A 19,453-nucleotide genomic window follows, 5' to 3' on the forward strand; every position below is an offset into this window, starting at 1 on the left:
GACGTTCGGCGCGCTCACTGGTCCTCCGGGGCGGGTCGGGTGGCCGGCGGCTCGACCACCTGGCGGCCCTGCCCCGAGACCGGGCAGCTGGTGCGGACCGGGCAGACCCGGCACTTGGAGTTGGCGACGGCGGCGAAGGTGGCGGCGGCCATCGTATCGGCGGTCCGCCGGACCAGCGCGGTCGCCCAGCCGGCCGCCGGCCCCTCCCCGGCGGCAGCCTGGGCCTGTTCCCGGGCGTCCTTGCCTCCGGTGCCGAGCTGCACCAGCGCGGCGCCGCCCGGCTCGTCACCGAACTCGGCGAACGCCCCCGCCTCCACGGCCGCCTGGTACGCCCCGAGCTGCGGGTGCTCGGCGACCTCCCGCTCGGTGACGGCGGTGGACTTGCCGGTCTTCAGGTCGATCACCACGAGCCGCCCGTCGTCGTCGACCTCCAGCCGGTCCACCCGGCCCTTGAGCTCGACCGGGCGCTGCGGGTCGTCGAGGCGGACCGCGAACTCGTGCTCGATGGCGAGCAGCCGCCGCGGGTTGCCGGCCAGCCAGCGCAGCAGCTTGTCCACCATCGCCTCGGCGCGGGCCTGTTCGGGGCCGACCATCCAGCGGGCGGCCAGCTCGATCGCGTCGAACCGGGCTGCCACGTACTCCAGCAGGGCGGTCCGGTCGGCGCTGGCGTCCTCGGCGAGCATCGCGGCGGCGTGCACCAGGTTGCCGACGCCCTGGGCGGTGCTGGCCGGGCCGCTGCCGCCGTGCCGTTCCAGCAGCCAGCGCAGGCTGCACCGCAACGCGCTCTCCATCGCCGACGGGGTGACCCGGACCGGGTCGCCCTCGTCGACCAGCGGCCGGTCGTCGGAGAGCGGGCGCAGCCCCCACCACTGGTCCGGGTGCGCGCCGGGCACCCCGGCGGCGGCCAGCCGGGCCAGCTCGGCCGCCGCGGCCTGCCGCCGGGCCGGCGGCGCCGCCGGGTTGGTGACCGCGGTACGCAGCTCGGCGACCAGCGCGGAGAGGGTGAGCGCCCGGGGCGGCCGGGTGACCGGCAGCTCGCCGGGCGGGCCGTCCTCGTGCTCCTCGTCGACCACCGGCACCGGCCCGTCAGGCGTGCCGCCGGCCTCGTCCGTCGGTCCGGGGGTGACCGGTCGGGGCCCGGGGGCGGGGCCGGTCGGCGTCGGCCCACCGCCGCCGACGGCGGGCGGCTCGGTGGCCCCCAGCTCGTGCAGGAAGCGGCTGGGCTGTTCCTCGTGGTCGTCGCCGCCCACCGCCGCCGAGGCGACCGCGGTGACCAGCAGCCGGCGCCGGGCCCGGCTCACCGCCACGTGGAACAGCCGGCGCTCCTCGTCGAGCAGGGCGGAGGTCTGCCCGACCAGGCCGGCCCGCAGGCCGGTGCCGTCGGCCCGGCCGGCCAGCACGTCGACCAGCCGCTCCGAACCGAGCAGGCTGCCGCGCAGCCGCAGGTCGGGCCAGGTGCCCTCCTGCGCCCCGGCCACCGCGACCAGGTCCCACTCCAGCCCCTTGGCGGCGTGCGCGGTGAGCAGGCGTACCGCCTCGCCCCGGTCGGCGCTGGCGGCCAGGGTGTCCGCCGGCAGGTCCTGGCCGAGCACGTGGTCGAGGAAGACCTCGGTACGCGCGCCGGGCAACCGGTCGGTGAACCGGGCGGCGGCGTCGAAGAGCACCAGCACGGCGTCCAGGTCGCGGTCGGCCGCCTCGGCCCGCCAGCGCTGTGCGCTCTCGTGCTCGCCGGTGGCCGCCCGTCCCCGGGTGATCTCCCCGGCCCAGCGTTCGGCCAGGCCGCTGGCGTTCCAGACCGACCAGAGCACGTCCTCGACGGTGGCGCCCGGCCGCTCGGCGGACTCCCGGGCGATGGCCAGCAGCCCGGCCACGGCCTGCGCCGGCTCCGCCCAGCGGCGGTCGATCGCGCCCAGCTCCTCCGGGTCGCGTAGTGCGTCGACGATCAGCTCACCGGAGGGGCGCCGGTCGCCGGCGGCCAGGGCCAGGGCACGCAGGCCCTGCCGCAGCCGCCGCTCGGCCAGCGGGTCGGCGCCGCCCAGCGGCGAGTGCAGCAGCGCGACGGCGGACTCCTCGTCCAGCCGCTCCGGCTCCAGCGCGCAGCGCAGCAGGAGCAGCAGCGGCGCGACCGCCGGTTGCAGGTGCAGCGGCAGGTCCTCGCCGTGCACCACGGTCGGTACGCCGGCCGCGTGCAGCGCCCGTTGCAGCGACGGCAGCCGCAGCGCGGTGGACCGCACCAGCACCGCCATCCGCGACCAGGGCACCCCGTCGAGCAGGTGCGCGGTGCGTAGCGCGTGGGCCAGCCAGACCGCCTCGCTGGTGGCCGAGCGGAAGGTGCGGACCTCCAGCTCGCCGGGGGGCGCGTCGGGCAGCGGATGCAGCCGCCGGTGCGCCGCCGGGCCGCGCAGTCGGCGGGCCAGCCGGCCGGTGGCGCCGAGCAGCCGCGCGCCGGCCCGGTAGGAGGTGGTCAGCACGACCCGGGCGGCGGGCGCTCCGGAGGCCGTCCGGAACCGGTGCGGGAAGGTGGTGACCACGGCGGGGTCGGCGCCGCGGAACGCGTACGTGGAGGAGTCCGGGTCGGCGAACGCGACCAGGGACCGGCCACCGCCGGTCAGCACGTGCAGCAGCTCCTGCTGGGCCGGGTCGGTGTCGGCCAGCTCGTCGACGTAGACGTGGCGCAGCCGGCGGCGCTCGGCGTCGAGCAGCTCCGGGTCGTCCAGCAGCATGCCGGTGGCGGCCCGGACCAGCTCCGCCGGGTCGTACGCGATGGAGCCGCGGTTGCTGACGTCGCGCAGGGCGAGGACGGCGACGTACTCCCGGAGGAAACGGGCGGCGGCCGGCCAGTCGGCGCGGCCCAGCTTCTCGCCCAGCCGGGCCAGCTCCACCGGACCGACGCCCCGCTCGGCGGCACGCATCAGCAGGTCCCGCAGCTGCGCGGCGAAGGCCCGGGTGCGCAGTGCGGGGAGCAGGTCCTCCGGCCAGCCGACCGGGTCGTCGTCGGGCTCCTCGCCGACCACGTCGAGCAGCTCGCGGATGATCAGATCCTGCTCGGGGCCGGTCAGCAGCCGCGGCGACGGCTCGCCCCGCTCGGCGGCGGCCCGGCGCAGCAGCCCGAAGGCGTACGCGGGGAAGGTGCGCACCAGCGGCTCGCGGAGCACCCGGTGCCCGTCGGCGGCGATCCGGGCCTCCAACCGGTGCCGCAGGTCGGTGGCCTGCCGGCGGCTGAAGGTCAGCACCAGGACGCGTTCCGGGTCGACGCCCTCGGCGACCCGGGCGGCCACCGCCTCGACCAGGGTGCTGGTCTTGCCGGTGCCGGGACCGCCGACGACCAGCAGCGGGCCGTCGGTGTGCGCGACGATCTCGGCCTGCACCGGGTCGGCCAGCCGCCCGGCCGTGAACCGGACCCCGGCCGGACCACCCGCGGCCCCGACCCGTACGCCCTCACCGGCCGGACCGCCCCCGGTCACCGCCTGGACGCCGGAACCGGCCGGCGTGCCGGGGCCGGCCTGCGTGGCATCGCCCGCCGACCCCTCGGGCCGGCGGCCCGCCTCGGCCCCCTCTGTGGACCGACCATCCCCCCGCGCCGTCCCGCCGTCCGCGCGGTCCCCCCGGACCCCCTCGGCGGGCCGGCGCACCAGCCGGTACGCCTGCATCACCTCATCCCACCACGCCGGTACGACATCCCCACCCCCACCACCCCGCCCTCAGCCCCAGCTCACGTCGATCATGAGGTTGACGGCACAAATGGAGATCCACTTCGCCGCGAACTTCATGATCAACGGGCCGGGTCGGGGGTGTGGGGTGGGGTGGGGCAGTCAGGTGAGGTGGGATTCGAGGGCGTCCAGGGCGGCGGGGACGGTGTCGGTAACCGTGAGCAGGGCCAGGCCGGCGGGCTTGAGGAAGGTCTGGTCGGCCAGGGCGCCGAGCCAGTCGACCAGCGGACGGTAGAACCCGTCGGCGTCCACCAGGGCCATCGGCTTGGTGTGCATGGTGAGCGTGGCGGTGGTCCAGACCTCGAAGAGCTCGTCCAGGGTGCCCAGCCCGCCGGGCAGGGTGAGGAACGCGTCCGACTTCTCGATCATGAGGGTCTTGCGGCTGGCCATCCCGTCGGTCACCAGCAGCTCGTCCGAGGCGAGGTCGGCCACCTCCAGGTCCACCAGCGCCTGCGGGATCACCCCGATCGTCCGCCCGCCGGCCGCGCGGGCGCCGTCGGCCAGGGCGCCCATCATCCCGACGCAGCCGCCGCCGCTGACCAGCGTGTGCCCTCGCCGGGCCAGCTCCGCGCCGGTGGCGGCGGCCAGGTCCAGCCAGCGCTGGTCGAGGGTCCGGGAGGAGGCGCAGAAGACGCAGATCGCCGCCACCGGATCAGACCTCCCCGCCCGGCCGGGTGACCCGTCCGCCGGCCGGTCCCCCGGTACGCTCCGGCTCCGGCGTCGCCTCGGCGGCGGCCTGCTGGTCCTCCCCGGTACGCGCCACGGCCTCCTCGCGGACGGCCTCCTGCTCGGCGGAGAGGGCCGCCTCGGCCTCCACGATGTGCCGCACCGCCGCGTCGACGTCGTCGGTGACGCAGATCAGCTCCAGGTCGACCGGGCCGATCTTGCCGTCGGCGGCCATGGTGTCCCGCAGCCAGTCCAGCAGCCCCTGCCAGTACGCCTGCCCCATCAGCACCACCGGGAACCGGGTCACCTTGCCGGTCTGCACCAGGGTCAGCGCCTCGAAGAGCTCGTCCATGGTGCCGAAGCCGCCGGGCAGCACCACGAACGCCTGGGCGTACTTGACGAACATGGTCTTGCGGGCGAAGAAGTACCGGAAGTCGATGGCCAGGTCGACCCAGTCGTTGAGGCCCTGTTCGAAGGGGAGCTCGATGCCGAGGCCGACGGAGAGGCCGCCGGCCTCGCTGGCGCCCCGGTTCGCCGCCTCCATGACCCCTGGGCCGCCGCCGGTGATCACGGCGTAGCCGGCCCGGGCCAGCGCGGCCCCCAGCTCCTCGGCCATCCGGCACTCGGGGCTCTCCGGCTTGCTGCGGGCCGAGCCGAAGACGCTCACCGCCGGCGGCAGGTCGGCGAGGGTGTCGAACCCCTCGACGAACTCGGAGAGGATCCGCAGTGCGCGCCAGGCGTCCTTGGTCTTCCAGTCCCCGCGCCCGCTGGAGTCCAGCAGGCGCTGGTCGGCGGTGCTGGACGGGATGGCGCCGCGACGCAGCGTCACGGCGCCCCGGTGCCGTTCCGGGTCGCGGCCGGGCTGGCGCCCGTTGCTCTGGCTCATGAGGGCCACCGTAGTGGAGCAGCTCACGGTTGGCGTGCGGGCCGGGCCGGCCGGGAAATAGTTCCGGATCTTGAGCAACCAAACCGGTTGCCCACACGTCTTACCATTCACATACCCGGTATGCCGGGGCACGCGCCTTCGGGGGAGGAGCCAGCGTGATCAGTAACAGCGAGATGACCCGGATCCGTCGTCAGATGCAGCGACGGATCCACGACGTCGTGGCCGAGCGCCGCCGCGCCCGCCTGTTGGAAGCCCACACCCCTGATCCCACCGCCCAGCCCACCACCACCCAGCCCCTCACCCCCGCCCCCTAGACCAACCCCACCCTCCCCAGCCCCGCCCAGCGGGGCGATCAAGGAGTTTGCGTCACCGGGAGCGTTCTCCGGTGACGCAAACTCCTTGATCAACGGGAGAGCCTGCGGGCGACGGGGGTGGGGTGGGGTGGGTCAGGCAGGGGTGAGCCAGCGGTGGAGGGTGGCGGCGCCGTCGCGGATCTTGCCGATCTCGACGTGCTCGTCCTTGTGGTGGGCCAGGTTGGGGTCACCCGGGCCGAAATTCAGCGCCGGGATGCCCAGGGCGGCGAAGCGGGCCACGTCGGTCCAGCCCAGCTTGCCGATCGGGGCGGCACCCACCGCCGCCAGGAACTCCCGCGCGGGCGGGGCGTCCAGGCCGGGCGCCGCGCCGGCGGCCGAGTCGGTCACCACCAGGTCGAAGCCGGCGAACACCTCGCGTACGTGCGCCTCGGCGGCGGCGGGGTCGCGGTCCGGGGCGTACCGGAAGTTCACCTCGACCTCGCAGCGGTCCGGGATCACGTTGCCGGCCACGCCGCCGTGGATGCCGACGGCGTTGAGCCCCTCCCGGTAGTCGCAGCCGTCGATCGTCACCCGGCGCGCCTCGTACGTCGTCAGCCGGCGCAGCACCTCACCGGCGGCGTGGATCGCGTTCGAGCCGTGCCAGGAACGGGCGGCGTGGGCCCGGGCGCCGGTGGTGGTCACCGTCGCCCGCAGCACGCCCTGGCAGCCGGCCTCGACGATGCCGTACGTCGGCTCCAGCAGGACCGCGAAGTCCGCCTCCAGCCACTCCGGGTGCGCCTGGGAGACCAGGGTCAACCCGTTGTAGCGGGACTCGATCTCCTCCGCCTCGTAGAAGAGGTAGGTGACGTCGTACCGCGGGTCGGGCAGGGTCACCGCGAGGTGCAGCGCGAACGCCACCCCGGACTTCATGTCCGAGGTGCCGCAGCCGTACATCAGGTCGCCGCGCATGGTCGACGGCCAGTTGTCGTTGTGCGGCACGGTGTCCAGGTGGCCGGCGAGGACCACCCGCTGGGACCGGCCCAGGTCGGTACGCGCCATCACGGTGTTGGAGTGCCGGTACGTGGTCAGGTGCGGGACGGACCGCAGGACCTCCTCGACGCAGTCGGCGATGGCCTTCTCGTTGAGGGACACGGACTCCATGTCGACCAGCACGCGGGTGAGCGCCACCGGATCGGCCAGGACCTCGGGGGTCAGCGGGTTCTGCATGTCTCGCACGGTACCGTCAAAATCGTGACCACTGCACAGTCTGCCTGGGGCATCGGCCTCGCCACGATCACCGCTGACGATCAGGTGCTCGACACCTGGTACCCGACCGGCAAGCTGGGCCTCGGCGAGCTGCCGCTGGTCCCCGGGGAGGACCAGGCCGACGTCCTGGACCTTCCGCCGGGCGCGATCGGCGAACGGGCGCTGCCCGGCCTGCGTACCGTCGAGGTGACCACGGTGATCGGCTCGCTGGACGACCCGATCTCCGACGCCTCCGACGCGTACCTGCGGCTGCACCTGCTCTCCCACCGCCTGGTGCGGCCCAACGAGCTCAACCTCGACGGCATCTTCGGCAAGCTGGCCAACGTGGCCTGGACCTCGGCCGGGCCGTGCCCGCCGGAGCGGGTGGACGAGCTGCGGGTCATCGAGCGGGCCGCCGGCCGCCACCTGGCCGTGTACGGGGTGGACAAGTTCCCCCGGATGACCGACTACGTGGTCCCGGCGGGCGTACGGATCGCCGACGCGGACCGGGTCCGGCTCGGCGCGCACCTGGCCGCCGGCACCACCGTGATGCACGAGGGCTTCTGCAACTTCAACGCCGGCACGCTGGGCACCTCGATGGTCGAGGGCCGGATCGTGCAGGGCGTGGTGGTCGGCGACGGCTCCGACATCGGCGCAGGAGCGTCGATCATGGGCACGCTCTCCGGCGGCGGCACCGACAAGGTGCGCATCGGCGAGCGGAGCCTGGTCGGCGCGAACGCCGGCATCGGCATCTCGCTCGGCGACGACTGCGTGGTCGAGGCCGGTTGCTACGTCACCGCCGGCTCCAAGATCACGCTGCCGGACGGCCGGGTGGTCAAGGCCCGCGAGCTCTCCGGGGTGGACGGGCTGCTCTTCTGGCGCAACTCGGTCAGCGGCGCGCTGGAGGCGAAGCAGCGCAGCGGCAAGGGCATCGAGCTGAACGCGGCGCTGCACGCCAACTGACGTTCGCCGCGCGGAGTGAGCCGGGTCTGCGAGCCCGGCAGTCGCGAACAGAGTCGGCACTGACCGGACCGCTCCGGGTCCGCGGCGCATCGGCCGCGGACCCGGAGGTACGGCTCACCGCAGCCGGTAGGCCCCGATGATCCGCTCGGTCACCGTGCTGCCGGCCGCGTCCCGGGCTTCGGCCCGCAGCGAGACGTACCCGGCCCGGTCGGGGTGGCGCACCACGGCCACCCAGCCCAACGGCGTGTGCCGCACCCGGGCCGGCTGCCACCTCTTCCCACCGTCGTACGACACGTCGACGGTGAGCGCCGTCAGCTTCGCCGTCGGCGCGCCGGGCTGGCGCTGCACCGCCACCGGGATGACGTACGGCCGCCCCTTCGGGGCGCTGTTGTCGATCCGCAGCGGCGGCGTGAAGCGGACCGCCATCGCCGGCAGCCGCACCCAGTCCTTGCCGGCCACGTGCCGGGACCGGAACGTCCAGGCGGCGCCGACCTCGCTGCTGAGGTCGGTGAAGCCACGCCGGGCCGAGGTCACGACCTTGTAGTCGGCCGCCCCCGGCGGCACGGTGAACTCGGCGTAGCCGGCCGAGTCGCTCTCGGCGAGCAGCTTGCCGTTGCGGTAGAGCGCGGTCCGCGCGGTGTCGTTCAGCGACCCGCCGGGGTGGCCCGCCGCGTCAGTGTGCACCGGCAGGATGACCAGCAGCGTGTCGCCGAGCCGGGTGATGCCCTGCTCCGGCCAGCGGGGCTGCGGGAACGACGGCCCGTACGGCGCGGAGTTCCAGTCCTCGTGCGCGGTCCGGCCGGCCCGGTACGCGGTCGGCACCGACTCCAGCACGGCCTTGACGTCCAGCCAGCCCTCCTCGGTCGGGGTACCGAAGTCCAGCTCGGAGGCCCAGCGCATCCCCGGGCTGGTGCTGTAGTGCTCGGTCCGCCGGCCGGGCAGCGGCGCGGCGAGGATCAGCGCCGAGCCGCCCGTGTTGTAGCCGGACTCCGGCATGACGTACCGCTCGGCCTGCATTCCCGGATAGCCACCCCGGAACCGGTGCACCACGGTGGCCAGGTCCCGCTGCCGGTAGTCCCGGACGAAGCCGGTCGGCATCCGGCCGGGGAAGACCTCGCTCAGCGCGTACAGGTAGGGGCTGGTCCGGGTCCCGTCGGTCCACTGGCTGGAGAGGCTGGCGACGAACCGGTCGGCGGAGACCCGGGGGCCCAGGTGGGCGGTGTACAGCCCGTCGAAGCCGGCCGCCCAGAGCCCGAAGCCGTAGATCACGTCCTTGCCGTAGTAGGTGGTGCTCAGGTCGATCAATTCCGGGCTGGCACCGGATCGGGGCACCGTCATCCCGACCGGCCGCCCCGCGCGGGCGGAGAGGGTGATCCGCTGGTCGTGGTCGACCACCATGTCGGGACGGGCGAGCATCGTGGTCTCCACCCAGTCGCCGGACCCGTCAGGCCGGTAGATCAGGCTGTTGAGCGCGTACCGACCCCTGGGGACGCGGACGGTGGCCTCGCCATCCGGGTCGTTGATGTCCAACGGAAATTCGAAGCGGTCCAGGTTGACCAGCGAGGTGTAGTGGTCGCCGGTCCGGGCGCCGGCGCGGTCCTCGGTCCGGATGGTCAGCGCGTAGCTCTCCACCTCCCGGTTCACCGCCAGCGGGGTGACCGCGACGGTGGTTCCCGCGTGGGCGACCAGCCGGCCGGTCCAGAAGCCGTCCGCCCCGCCGAGGCGGGTGTCTGCGGTGACGGTCACCTGGCCGGTGCCGCCGGCCGGCACGGTCAGCCGGGACGGGCTGACCCGGAACATCCCGGCCGGCGCGGGCCGTCCGCCCGGCCCGCTGATCTCGGTGCCGATCTCCAGCGTCAGCGGCCCGGTGCCGGCGTTGCGGTAACGGACCGTCCGGGTGATCGGCGCGTCGTCGCCGTGCGGCCACAGCGCCTTGCCGAACGAGACGCTGGCCGGATCGCTGGTGACCTGCTCGGTGATGGCGTGCGCCACGTCCACCCGGCCGGCGCCCTGCGCGAAGGCGGTCTGCGCCGGGTGCGGTTTCGCGGACGCCATCAGGAGGGCCTTGTACCGGCCGGCGTTCCAGCCGGGGTGCTGCTGGGCGAGGAGCGCCACCGCGCCGACCACGTGCGGGGTGGCCATCGAGGTGCCGGAGAGGGCGACGTACTTCTCCCCCACCGGTTCGCCGATCACGCCGTGGGCGGCCCGGGCGGCGACGATGCCGACGCCGGGGGCGGTGATGTCGGGCTTGATCGCGTCGTCACCGATGCGCGGGCCTCGACTGGAGAAGTCGGCCAGCTCGTCGTCGCGGTCCACCGCACCGACGGCGAGGGCGGCGTCGGCGCTGGCCGGTGAGCCGACCGAGGCGTCGGACCCGTCGTTGCCGGCGGCGGTGACGAAGAGGGTGCCGGTCTGCGCGGTCAGCGTCTGCACGGCCTGCTCGAGCGGGTCGACCTCGGGGGTGTCCCAGCCGCTGAGGCTCATGTTGACCACGGTGGCGTGCTTCTCGGCCGCGGCCCACTGCATGCCGGCGAGGATGGCCGAGTCGGTGCAGCCCTCGTCCTCGCAGACCTTGCCGGAGAGCAGGGTCGCGTCGGGGGCCACGCCCCGGTACTTCCCGCCGGAGGCGGCGCCGCTGCCGGCGATGATGGAGGCCACGTGCGTGCCGTGCCCGACCGTGTCGTCGTTCTCCGGGACGGCACTGAAGTTGCGGGCCTCGGCGACCCGGCCGGCCAGGTCGGGGTGGGTGAGGTCGACGCCGGTGTCGAGCACCGCGACGGTGACGCCCTTGCCGGTGAAGCCGGCCTTGTACGCGGCGGGCGCGCCGATCTGCGGCACGCTGTGGTCGAGGGTGACCCGCCGCCTGCCGTCGAGCCAGATCCGGTCGACACCCCCTGCCGTGTCGACGCGGGCGCCGGCCCGTCCGGTGGTGAGGCCAGCCCAGACCCCGGCGGTGTCGGTCTTCGTGGCCACCAGGGCCGCGCCGCCGATCGCCGGCAGGTCGCGGGTCACCCGGGTGCCGGCCGGCGTGGCCGTCGCCCGGCGGGCCACCCCCTGGCGGTACGACACCAGCAGCGGCAGCGTGTCCCGGTGGGCGTCGTCGTAGCCGGCGGCGATCAGCTCGGTGACGTCGAAGAGCCGCCGGTCGACCCGGCCGGCCCGGATCAGCGGCAGCGCGTCCTGCGGCAGCACGGTGAGATGGTCGCGGTCGCGGCGGACCAGGAATCCGATGCCGGCCCGGCCGGCGCCGGGGCGGACGGCGGCCCGGCCGGCGGCGGTGAGGGTGACCCGGTCACCGGTGAGCAGGGTGACGGTCGCCGACCGGCCGGCGCCGGGCGGTGCGGCCGGGGCTGCGCTGGTCGGGGCTGCGGTGGCCGGCCCGGCCGGTGCGGTACGCGGTGCGGCGGAGACCGGCGCGTGCCCGCCGATCACCATCCCGAGCGTGAGGCCGAGGGCGGCCAGTTTTCTTCTGCTTCGGGGCAACGGTTCCTCCTCCTGAGGCGTCTACATCGATGGGAGCTACATCGATGGATCGCCCCAGGATTGCATACCAGGTATGCAACAGGGAGTCGCCAAGCCGACATATCTCGCCAAACAGCCGAACCGGCATCGGGCATGATCGACTCATGGCATCCATGAAGGAACGCATGCTGGCCGGCGAGCCGTACATCGCCGAGGGCCCCGAGATCATGGCCGACCTGGACCGGGCCGCCCGACTGGCCGAACGCTTCAACACCAGCTCCGCGAGCGACCCGGAGGGCCGGCTGGCGGCCCTGAAGGAGCTGCTCGGCTCCGTCGGCGAGGACACCTGGATACGCCCACCCTTCCACTGCGACTACGGCACCCAGATCCACCTCGGCCCGCGTTGCTTCGTCAACTTCAACGCGGTGTTCCTCGACGTCGCCCCGATCACCATCGGCGCGGACGTCCAGATCGGACCGAACGTCCAACTGCTCACCGCCACCCACCCGATCGAGCCGGAGGCCCGGCGGGCCAAGTGGGAGGGCTCCGCCCCGATCACCATCGAGGACAACGTCTGGCTGGGCGGCGGCGTCATCGTGCTGGCCGGGGTGACCATCGGCGCCAACACCGTGGTCGGCGCCGGCGCGGTGGTCACCCGCGACCTGCCACCCAACGTGGTCGCCGTGGGTAACCCCGCCAAGCCGATCCGGACCCTGTAGACGCCGTTTGAGCTGCCAATACGACGGATCGGCCGGTGGCCGGAAGCCCTCCGAGAGGCGCACTCTGGGTAGCTAGAGGGTTACCAGGGAGTGGGCATGGTGGAGCGGGTGCTGGAACTGCGGGTGCACGGGGTCTCCAACACCCCGCCCCAGCAGATCCTCGGGCTGCAACCGGAGCCGGGCGGCGCCGGGGCCCAGCCGTGGCTGGTCGCCGGGGGCGAGGTCACCGGTTTCTACCGGTCCACCGCCGCCCGGCCGGACGAGCCGATCGCCGTCGAGGCGTACAGCTGGGGGCAGTTGACCTCCGGCGCGCGGACCGCGCGCGACGTGGAGCGGGCGTTGTGGACCGTGCTGTTGCCGTTCACCCTCGCCAACGTGGCCCTCTACGCCCGGCCCGGCATCCCGGCCGACCCGGACCGGGAACGCTGGGGCAGCCGGTCGGGGCTCACCGCCTGGTTGATCCGGTTGTTCTGCCTGAGCCTCACCGTCACCCTGGTGGTCACCGTGACCGGGATCGGCGTCGACCTCGTCGGTTGGCAGTGCGTGGACCGCAGCTGCCTGGGGCAGCTGCCCGGGCCCTGGGAGTTCCTCGCCGACGGGTGGTGGGGGCAGGGCACCCGGGCGCTCGCCGTCGGCCTGCTGCTGCCGCTGGCCCTGCTCGTCCTACTGGGCCTCATCACCTGGCGTACCTATCAGTACGAGGCGGAGATGCCGGCCGAACCGCGCACCCGGCCGGCCGCCCCGGAGACCGAGGCGGAACCGCCGGCCAACCCCCTGCAGGATCCCACGTTCTGGTGCGGTGAGGGGCAGCTGCGCCGGGCCGGCCTGCTGCACCTGTGCACCGGCGCGGCCGTCGCGGCGGCGGTGCCGTTGGCCGCGGTGATCCGGATGGACCCACCGCGGCACGCCCGGGCGGTGGTGGCCTGGCCGACCGCCGCCGTCCTCGGGGCGGTCCTGGTGATCGCCGTGGTCGCCGTCGGCCGTCCCTACCTGACCCGGCGTGGCGGGGACACCCCGCTCGGGCCGTGGAGCTTCGCGGTCGCCCTGCTCACCGGGCTCGGTCTGGTCGGGACGTTCCTGCTCCTGCTGCTGCCGGACGGGCCCGCCGGCCGGCCGCTGACCGACCTGCGGCCCCCGGCTGGCTGCGCGCGGGACGCCACCCTGCCGGGCTGCCGGGCCGACCGGTCACTGCCCGGCTACGACGGCGCCGTCGCCTGGTTCGCCACGTACCAGGTCCTGCTGCTGATCGCGATCGGCGCCGTTGCCCGGTCCGGCCGCCGAGGGCTGGTCCCGCCGGTGCTGGCCGGCACCCTGCTGCCGCCGGCGGTGATCTGGCTCCACCCGGGACTTCCGGGACTGCCGCCGGCCCCGCCCGGGCTGGCGACCTGGATGGTCGCCGTGCCGGCCATCGCGGTGGCCGGCACCGGGTTGCTGCTGCATCCGGTCCCGACCGACGGCGAGCAGCAACCACTCGGACCGCGAACCGGCATCGTCTGGGGCCGGCGCGGTCCGGCCCTCATCGCCGGCTTCGGCTGGCTGATGGCCATCTCCTACTGTGCCGGACTGTTCTCCTGGGTCACCGACCGGCTCGACAAGGCGACCGGCCCAAACGGCCTGCCACCGGTACGGCAGCCCGAGCCGGTGCTCTGGGCCGGCCTCGGGTTCGTCGTCGCGCTGCTCGCCCTCGGCTGCACCGCGCTGCGCGCGGGGATGCTCTTCCACAACCTGCGCCGCCAGGAGTACGCCCGACTGACCCGCCCCGGCACCGGGCTCTCCGCGCACGACCTGCGGCGGTGCCGCGACGTCGCCCGGTTCCGGGCCCTGCATCAGCTGGTCGGCGACCACGGGGTCCGGTTGATCGGTTGCTACGCCACGGCCGTCGCGGTGCTGGTCACCCTCACCTGCGCCGCCGCCCTCTCCCGCGACCGGCCCGCCCTCGAACCGGTCGCCGGCTGGTGGGGTGTCCTGGACCGCGTCGCCGACGTCGGCGACTCGATGCTGGCCTGGCTGCCGGTGGTCATTGCCGGTGTGGGCCTGCTGGTCTACCGCAACGACACCGTGCGCCGCACCGTCGGCGTGTTCTGGGACGTCGGCACCTTCTGGCCCCGCGCGGCGCACCCGCTCGCCCCGCCCAGCTACGCAGAACGGGCGGTGCCGGAGCTGCAGACCCGGGTCGCCGGACTGCTCGGGCTACCGCCGAACGACCCGCGCCGGATGGACGGTGTGATCCTCTCCGGGCACAGCCAGGGCGCCGTCATCTGCGCGGCGATGCTGTTCCAGCTGCCGCCCCGGTGGCGGCGGCACACCTGGTTCTTCTCCTACGGCTGCCAGCTCACCCGCCTCTACGGCCGCGTCTTCCCCGCCTACTTCGGCCCGGAACGGCTGCGCGCGCTCGCCACGGCGCTCACCCCGCCCGCCGGGTACGTCGCCTGGACCAACTTCTGGCGGGACACCGACCCGCTCGGCTGGCCGGTCGACGCCGGGGAACGGGACGTCCCGGTGGCCGACCCGGAGGCCCTGCACCCGAGCGGCGGCGAGGTGGCCGACCCGCCGATCCGCAACCACAGCGGCTACCCGGAGGCGCTTGAGTTCCGCCGGGAACGGGCGGTGGTGGCCCGGCTGCTGCGCCGGGCCGTGCCGTCACCCCGGCAGCGGGTCGGCTAGCCGGACCACCAGGTCCGCCCGGCCTGCGGTGCCGGCAACCAGCGCCGCGTTCGTCTCGTCGGTGCCCAACGCCCACTGCCGGGCCTGCTCGGGTGACCGCCCGTACGCCTCGTGCCGGGCGGTCAGCCGGCGCAGCCGCAGCTCCGCGTCCAGATCGAGGAACCAGGCCTGGTGCAGCAGCGCCCGGACCTCGTCCCACGGGTATTCCGGAAGCAGCAGATAGTTGCCCTCGGTCACCACCAGCGTCACCTCGGGCGGCACCGCGATCGCCCCGGCGACAGGCTCCTCCAGGTCGCGGCGGAACTGCGGAGCGTACACGGTGGTGGGTTCCAGCCGGCGCAAGCGGCGCAGCAGCGCCACGTAGCCGTACGCGTCGAAGGTGTCGACCGCCCCCTTGCGGGCGTCCCGGCCGAGCCGGCGCAGCTCCGCCTGGGCCAGGTGGAAGCCGTCCATCGGCACCAGTGCCGCGGTCGGGCCGACCGCCGCGACCACCCGCTCGGCCAGGGTGGACTTGCCCGCACCGGGCGCCCCGGCGATGCCCAGCAGCTGCCGCGGCCCGTCGGCGGCCAGCACCCGGGCCCGGTCCACCAGGTCGTCGAGCGGCAGGGTGTGCGCCTCGGCCATCAACTCAGGGCCGGTTCGCTGATCGTGAAGCGAGCCTGGACGACGGCGTTCACGCCCTGCGGCTGCGGGTCCAGGTCCAGCTCCGGCGGCCCGCCAGCGGCGCCCCCACCCTTGAACGCCCGGCCCATCATCGGCACGCCGGCACCGTCGGTGTCGGAGAGCTCCAGCAGGCCGGTCACCCGGGCACCGAGCGCCTCGGCGTACTCCCGGGCGCGGGCCAGCGCGTCGGTGATCGCCGCGTGCCGGGCCTCCCGGTACGCCGGGCTGTCCGGGCGCAACGACCACCACGGCCCGGAGACCTCGACCTGGTCCTGGTCGGCCAGGCGCAGCATCAGCTCACCCAGGTCGGTGAAGTCGGTGACGGTGACCGTGGTGGCGACGCTGCCGTGATAGGCGACCACCCGTTCCCCGGAACGCTTCGTCTCCGGCCGCACCCACAGGTCACCGGTCTCCCGGTGGGCGATCACCGGCCCGTACGAGTCGAGCAGCACCCGCACCGCGGCGGCCCGCTCGGCCAGCCGGGTCAGGGTGGTCTCCCGGTCCCGGTCCCGGGCCGACGCCCGCACCGTGAACCGGGCCAGCTCGGGCGCCACCTCCCGGTACGCCTCGCCGCGTACCGCCACGACCGGAGCGTCCACCATGACCAACACCCTAGTCGCCGGAGACCGGACGCGCCTCGGCGTCGGGGTCAGGCCGGACACAGCCCGTCGTACCCGACCACGCCGCCGGTGACCCGGCAGCCGGTGAGGTGTCCCCCGGCCGCCCCGAGCTCGCACAGCCAGGCCACCTCGCCGGCTGGGTCGGCGTCGAGCGGGAAGTCGGCGCGGACCGGGCGCGACCGGCCGGCGGCGAGGGCGGCCCGGGCGGTCGCCGCCCGCTCGTAGCCGGCCACCAACGCGGCCCGGTCGTCCCGCCGTAGCGCGGTGGCGAGCTCGTCCAGGGCGGCCCGCACCGCGTCGAGCTGGCCCAGCACCTCGTCCCGGTTGTCCAGGAGCATGTTGGCGGTGCGCGGGGCCGGCGTGCCGGCGACCCGGGTCCCGTCCCGGAAGCTCCCCGCCGCCAGGGAGAGCACGGCGTCGCGCACCGGGGAGGCGTCGACGGCGCCGGCCAGGCCCCCCGCCAGGAGGTGCGGCACGTGCGAGGAGAGCGCCACCACCCGGTCGTGCGCCACCGGGTCCATCGGCACCACCCTGGCCCGGAAGACCTCCAGCAGCAGCGCCGCCAACGTCCGGAACCGCCCGATCCCCGCCGGGTCCGGGCAGAGCACCCAGGCAGCGCCGGTGAACAGGTCGGGACTGGCCGAGGCGAGCCCGGCCCGCTCCGTACCGGCCATCGGGTGGCCGGGGACGAACCGGTCGGCCAGGCCGTGCGCGACGGCGAAGGTGGCCACCGCCCGCTTGGTGCTGCCGACGTCGGTGAGCACGCAGTCCGGGCGGGCGATGGCGGCCACCTGCGTCAGCGTCGCGGTCAGGGTGGGCAACGGCCCGCAGAGGAAGACCACGTCGCGGTCGGCCACCGCTTGTTCGATGCCGTCCGGGCTGGTCAGGCCCCGGTCACGGGCCAACGCCCGGGTGGCCGGATCCGGGTCCCAGGCGGCCACGTCCAGGCCCGCCTGACGCAGCCGCAGCAGCACCGAACCACCGATCAGCCCGGTGCCGACCACCGCCGCCCGGGGCGGCGCGCCCGTCCGACCGTTGCCCATGGTGGTCGGGCCGTCAGACCTCGGCGAGCCGGCCGGCGACCGCGGCGACGTGCTCGTCGGACTCGGTCAGCGCCGCCCGGACGTACCGCTGGCCACCGGGGCCGTAGAAGGCTCCCGCCGCGACCAGGATGCCGCGCCGGGCCAGCCAGTCCACCGTCGCCCAGCAGTCCTCGTCCCGGGTCATCCACAGGTAGAGCCCGGCCTCGGAGTGCTCGACGGTGAACCCGGCGCCGGTGAAGGCGGCGTACAGCTGCTCCCGTCGGGCCCGGTAGCGCTCCCGCTGGGCGTCGGCGTGCGCCTGGTCGCCCAGGGCGGCCACCATCGCGGCCTGCACCGGGGCCGGCACGATCATGCCGGCGTGCTTGCGCACCTTGAGCAGCTCGGCGACCAGCCGCGGGTCACCGGCCACGAACCCGGCCCGGTAGCCGGCCAGGTTGGAACGCTTGGAGAGCGAGTGCACGGCCAGCACCGAGTCGTAGGAGCCGCCGCAGACCTCGGGCGAGAGCACCGACACCGGCTCGGCGTCGGCGGACCAGCCCAGCGGCAGGTAGCACTCGTCGCTGGCCACCACCGCGCCCCGCTCACGCGCCCAGTCGACGACCTTGCGCAGGTGCGCGGCGGGCAGCACCCGGCCGGTCGGGTTGCCGGGCGAGTTGACCCAGACCAGGCGTACCCGAGGGCTCGGACCGACCGCGGTCAGCGAGTCGGCGCGGACCGTGGTGGCGCCGGCCAGCCGGGCCCCGTCCTCGTACGTCGGGTAGGCGATCGACGGCACCACGACCACGTCGCCGGGCCCGATACCCAGCAGGGTGGGCAGCCAGGCGACCAGCTCCTTGGAACCGATCGTCGGCAGCACGCCCAGCCCGTCGACGCCGGCGCCGCAGGCCCGGGCCACCCACGCCGCGATGGCGTCCCGCAGCGCGGGGGTGCCCGCGGTGAGCGGGTAGCCGGGGGTGTCGGACGCGTCGGCGAGCGCCTGCCGGATCACCTGCGGCACCGGGTCGACCGGCGTGCCCATGGAGAGGTTGATCAGTCCACCGGGGTGCGCCGCGGCCAGGGCGGCCGCGGCGTCCAGCGTGTCCCAGGTGAAGTCGGGCAGCCGCGACGAGACCGGCTCGGGCCGGTTCAGTGGCCCTCTCCGCGCGGCGGCTGCGCCGCCACGAAGGTCGCGTCCTTCTCGACCTTGCCGATCTTCGACGCGCCACCGGGCGAGCCCAGGTCCTCGAAGAACTCGTAGTTCGCGCCGGTGTAGTCCTTCCACTGCTCCGGCACGTCGTCCTCGTAGAAGATCGCTTCGACCGGGCACACCGGCTCACAGGCACCACAGTCGACGCACTCGTCGGGGTGGATGTAGAGCATCCGATTGCCCTCGTAGATGCAGTCGACCGGGCATTCCTCGATGCATGCCTTGTCGAGCACATCCACGCACGGCTCGGCGATGATGTAGGTCACCGGTCTTCTCCTCCGCAAGACTCGCCGCGATCACCGCGACGGGTAAGAGCCTAGTATCTCGCCGGGGAGGAGGTCGATCGTGCTCCGACAGCAGGATGTGGGACACCGGATCGTGGTCCGGCGGATTGTGGGGATTCGCGAAGGCCGGCCGCAGTTCTCGGACGCTCTCGGTGAGCTGGTCGAGCTGACCGAGACCCAGATCACCCTGGCCACCCGGCAGGGCCGGCTGACCGTTCCGCTGGCCCAGGTGCACCGCGCCAAGCGGGTGCCGCCCACCGCCCGGCCGACCGCCGCCTCCGTGGTGGCGCTGGAGGTCGCCGCCGACGAGGCGTGGCCCGCCGCGGTCCGCGGCCGGCTCGGTGACTGGCTGCTGCGCGGCGCCGCCGGGTGGAGCGGTCGGGCAAACTCGGCGCTGCCGATCGGCGACCCGGACCGGCCGCTGCCGGCCGCGGTGGACGCCATCGAACGCTGGTACGCCGACCTCGGCCAGCCGGCGATGGTGAACACCCCGCTGCCGCTGGCCGCCCCGGTCGGCGCGGAGCTCGACGCCCGAGGCTGGGGCACCCGGCCGCCGGTGCTGGTGCAGACCGTGCCGCTGGCCGCGCTGCCGCCGGCCCCGCCGGCGTCGGCCGATCGTCCTCCGGTGGAGCTCGCCACGGTGCCGTCCCCGGAGTGGCTGGCCGTCGCCGCCGGGCGCAAGGGCGGCCTCCCGGAGGCCGCGCGGCACGTGCTCACCGCCGTGGACCAGGTCCGCTTCGCCCACGTGTACGCCGACGGCGCGCTGGTCGCCATGGGGCGCGGCACGGTCACCGGCGGGGGCCGCTGGCTGGGGCTGAGCCTGATCGAGGTGGTCCCCGGGGCACGCCGACGGGGACTGGCCGACCGGGTGGTCCGTGAGCTGGTCGCCTGGGGTGCCGCAACCGGCGCGACGGACGCCTTCCTCCAGGTCGAGCAGCGCAACACCGCGGCCGTGGGCCTCTACCGGAAGCTGGGCTTCCACACCCACCACACCTACCTGACCCGGGTCGCCCCGCCCGCCTGACCGGGGCCCGGCGGGCCGAAGCGCG

15 protein-coding genes are annotated in these 19,453 nt (G+C 74.8%); 5 read left to right on the plus strand and 10 right to left on the minus strand.

The window, feature by feature from the left end; all coding sequences use genetic code 11:
- Window positions 1–14 precede the first annotated feature (14 nt).
- From GA0074704_RS26925 to GA0074704_RS26935, 3 genes are all read right to left on the minus strand, one after another.
- Entirely contained in the window at window positions 15–3,650 is a 3,636-nt protein-coding gene (locus tag GA0074704_RS26925; protein WP_231926692.1) for an ATP-dependent DNA helicase, read from the minus strand.
- Between the two features lie 162 nt (window positions 3,651–3,812).
- A complete protein-coding gene (locus tag GA0074704_RS26930; RefSeq protein ID WP_088973065.1) occupies window positions 3,813–4,358 on the minus strand; it encodes an LOG family protein in 546 nt (181 codons plus the stop codon).
- A gap of 4 nt (window positions 4,359–4,362) precedes the next feature.
- Complete coding sequence (locus GA0074704_RS26935; protein WP_088973066.1) at window positions 4,363–5,262, minus strand: LOG family protein; 900 nt, start codon at window positions 5,260–5,262, stop codon at window positions 4,363–4,365.
- Between the two features lie 155 nt (window positions 5,263–5,417).
- Here GA0074704_RS26935 and GA0074704_RS29135 point away from each other — a divergent pair, with 155 nt between their 5' ends.
- Window positions 5,418–5,576 (plus strand): hypothetical protein, encoded by a 159-nt coding sequence (locus tag GA0074704_RS29135; RefSeq protein ID WP_172880810.1) that lies wholly within the window; start codon window positions 5,418–5,420, stop codon window positions 5,574–5,576.
- Between the two features lie 132 nt (window positions 5,577–5,708).
- Here GA0074704_RS29135 and dapE read toward each other — a convergent pair whose 3' ends face one another.
- Window positions 5,709–6,782, minus strand: a complete 1,074-nt coding sequence (gene dapE, locus GA0074704_RS26940) for a succinyl-diaminopimelate desuccinylase (protein WP_088973067.1) — start codon at window positions 6,780–6,782, stop codon at window positions 5,709–5,711.
- A 24-nt stretch (window positions 6,783–6,806) separates the two neighbouring features.
- Between dapE and dapD the strand changes: the two genes are divergently transcribed.
- The gene (dapD, locus tag GA0074704_RS26945) at window positions 6,807–7,763 is read left to right on the plus strand and encodes a 2,3,4,5-tetrahydropyridine-2,6-dicarboxylate N-succinyltransferase (RefSeq protein ID WP_088973068.1); all 957 of its coding nucleotides are present in this window, start codon (window positions 6,807–6,809) and stop codon (window positions 7,761–7,763) included.
- A 114-nt stretch (window positions 7,764–7,877) separates the two neighbouring features.
- Here the strand turns inward: dapD and GA0074704_RS26950 are convergent, their stop codons facing one another.
- Window positions 7,878–11,246 carry a S8 family serine peptidase gene (locus GA0074704_RS26950; RefSeq protein ID WP_231926693.1) on the minus strand — a complete coding sequence of 1,123 codons (3,369 nt, stop codon included), beginning with the start codon at window positions 11,244–11,246 and terminating at the stop codon, window positions 7,878–7,880.
- 143 nt (window positions 11,247–11,389) lie between these two features.
- On the opposite strand from GA0074704_RS26950, the gene GA0074704_RS26955 reads away from it, so the two are divergent.
- Entirely contained in the window at window positions 11,390–11,944 is a 555-nt protein-coding gene (locus GA0074704_RS26955) for a sugar O-acetyltransferase (RefSeq protein ID WP_088973070.1), read from the plus strand.
- Window positions 11,945–12,040: 96 nt separating this feature from the next.
- Complete coding sequence (locus GA0074704_RS26960) at window positions 12,041–14,608, plus strand: hypothetical protein (RefSeq protein WP_231926694.1); 2,568 nt, start codon at window positions 12,041–12,043, stop codon at window positions 14,606–14,608.
- Here GA0074704_RS26960 and GA0074704_RS26965 read toward each other — a convergent pair.
- The 5 genes from GA0074704_RS26965 to fdxA are packed head-to-tail and all read right to left on the minus strand — an operon-like array spanning window position 14,585 to window position 18,386.
- Window positions 14,585–15,232 carry a nucleoside/nucleotide kinase family protein gene (locus GA0074704_RS26965; protein ID WP_088973071.1) on the minus strand — a complete coding sequence of 216 codons (648 nt, stop codon included), beginning with the start codon at window positions 15,230–15,232 and terminating at the stop codon, window positions 14,585–14,587. The two genes, GA0074704_RS26960 and GA0074704_RS26965, sit on opposite strands and share 24 nt — an antisense overlap.
- On the minus strand, window positions 15,232–15,873 hold the full coding sequence (locus tag GA0074704_RS26970; protein ID WP_088974016.1) for an SIMPL domain-containing protein: 642 nt from the start codon (window positions 15,871–15,873) through the stop codon (window positions 15,232–15,234). The genes GA0074704_RS26965 and GA0074704_RS26970 overlap by 1 nt, the downstream gene beginning before the upstream one ends.
- 47 nt (window positions 15,874–15,920) lie before the next feature.
- Window positions 15,921–16,934, minus strand: a complete 1,014-nt coding sequence (locus GA0074704_RS26975; RefSeq protein WP_088973072.1) for a prephenate dehydrogenase — start codon at window positions 16,932–16,934, stop codon at window positions 15,921–15,923.
- Window positions 16,935–16,947: 13 nt separating this feature from the next.
- The gene (gene dapC, locus GA0074704_RS26980) at window positions 16,948–18,063 is read right to left on the minus strand and encodes a succinyldiaminopimelate transaminase (protein WP_157743825.1); all 1,116 of its coding nucleotides are present in this window, start codon (window positions 18,061–18,063) and stop codon (window positions 16,948–16,950) included.
- Window positions 18,060–18,386: a ferredoxin gene (gene fdxA / locus GA0074704_RS26985; protein WP_007464872.1), complete on the minus strand. Its 327-nt coding sequence runs from the start codon at window positions 18,384–18,386 to the stop codon at window positions 18,060–18,062. Before fdxA ends, dapC begins: the two co-directional genes overlap by 4 nt.
- A gap of 79 nt (window positions 18,387–18,465) precedes the next feature.
- Here fdxA and GA0074704_RS26990 point away from each other — a divergent pair, with 79 nt between their 5' ends.
- On the plus strand, window positions 18,466–19,428 hold the full coding sequence (locus GA0074704_RS26990; RefSeq protein ID WP_088973074.1) for a GNAT family N-acetyltransferase: 963 nt from the start codon (window positions 18,466–18,468) through the stop codon (window positions 19,426–19,428).
- Window positions 19,429–19,453: the final 25 nt, after the last annotated feature.

The sequence above is a fragment of the Micromonospora siamensis genome (assembly GCF_900090305.1).
Classification (GTDB): Bacteria; Actinomycetota; Actinomycetes; order Mycobacteriales; family Micromonosporaceae; genus Micromonospora; species Micromonospora siamensis.

What these genes read in the sequence shown, in the direction of transcription:
- GA0074704_RS26925 (WP_231926692.1), bottom strand. Translation starts at nt 3,650, where the DNA reads ATGCAGGCGTACCGGCTGGTGCGCCGGCCCGCCGAGGGGGTCCGGGGG.
- GA0074704_RS26935 (WP_088973066.1), bottom strand. Translation starts at nt 5,262, where the DNA reads ATGAGCCAGAGCAACGGGCGCCAGCCCGGCCGCGACCCGGAACGGCAC.
- dapE (WP_088973067.1), bottom strand. Translation starts at nt 6,782, where the DNA reads ATGCAGAACCCGCTGACCCCCGAGGTCCTGGCCGATCCGGTGGCGCTC.
- GA0074704_RS26955 (WP_088973070.1), top strand. Translation starts at nt 11,390, where the DNA reads ATGGCATCCATGAAGGAACGCATGCTGGCCGGCGAGCCGTACATCGCC.
- GA0074704_RS26960 (WP_231926694.1), top strand. Translation starts at nt 12,041, where the DNA reads ATGGTGGAGCGGGTGCTGGAACTGCGGGTGCACGGGGTCTCCAACACC.
- GA0074704_RS26965 (WP_088973071.1), bottom strand. Translation starts at nt 15,232, where the DNA reads ATGGCCGAGGCGCACACCCTGCCGCTCGACGACCTGGTGGACCGGGCC.
- GA0074704_RS26970 (WP_088974016.1), bottom strand. Translation starts at nt 15,873, where the DNA reads ATGGTGGACGCTCCGGTCGTGGCGGTACGCGGCGAGGCGTACCGGGAG.
- GA0074704_RS26975 (WP_088973072.1), bottom strand. Translation starts at nt 16,934, where the DNA reads ATGGGCAACGGTCGGACGGGCGCGCCGCCCCGGGCGGCGGTGGTCGGC.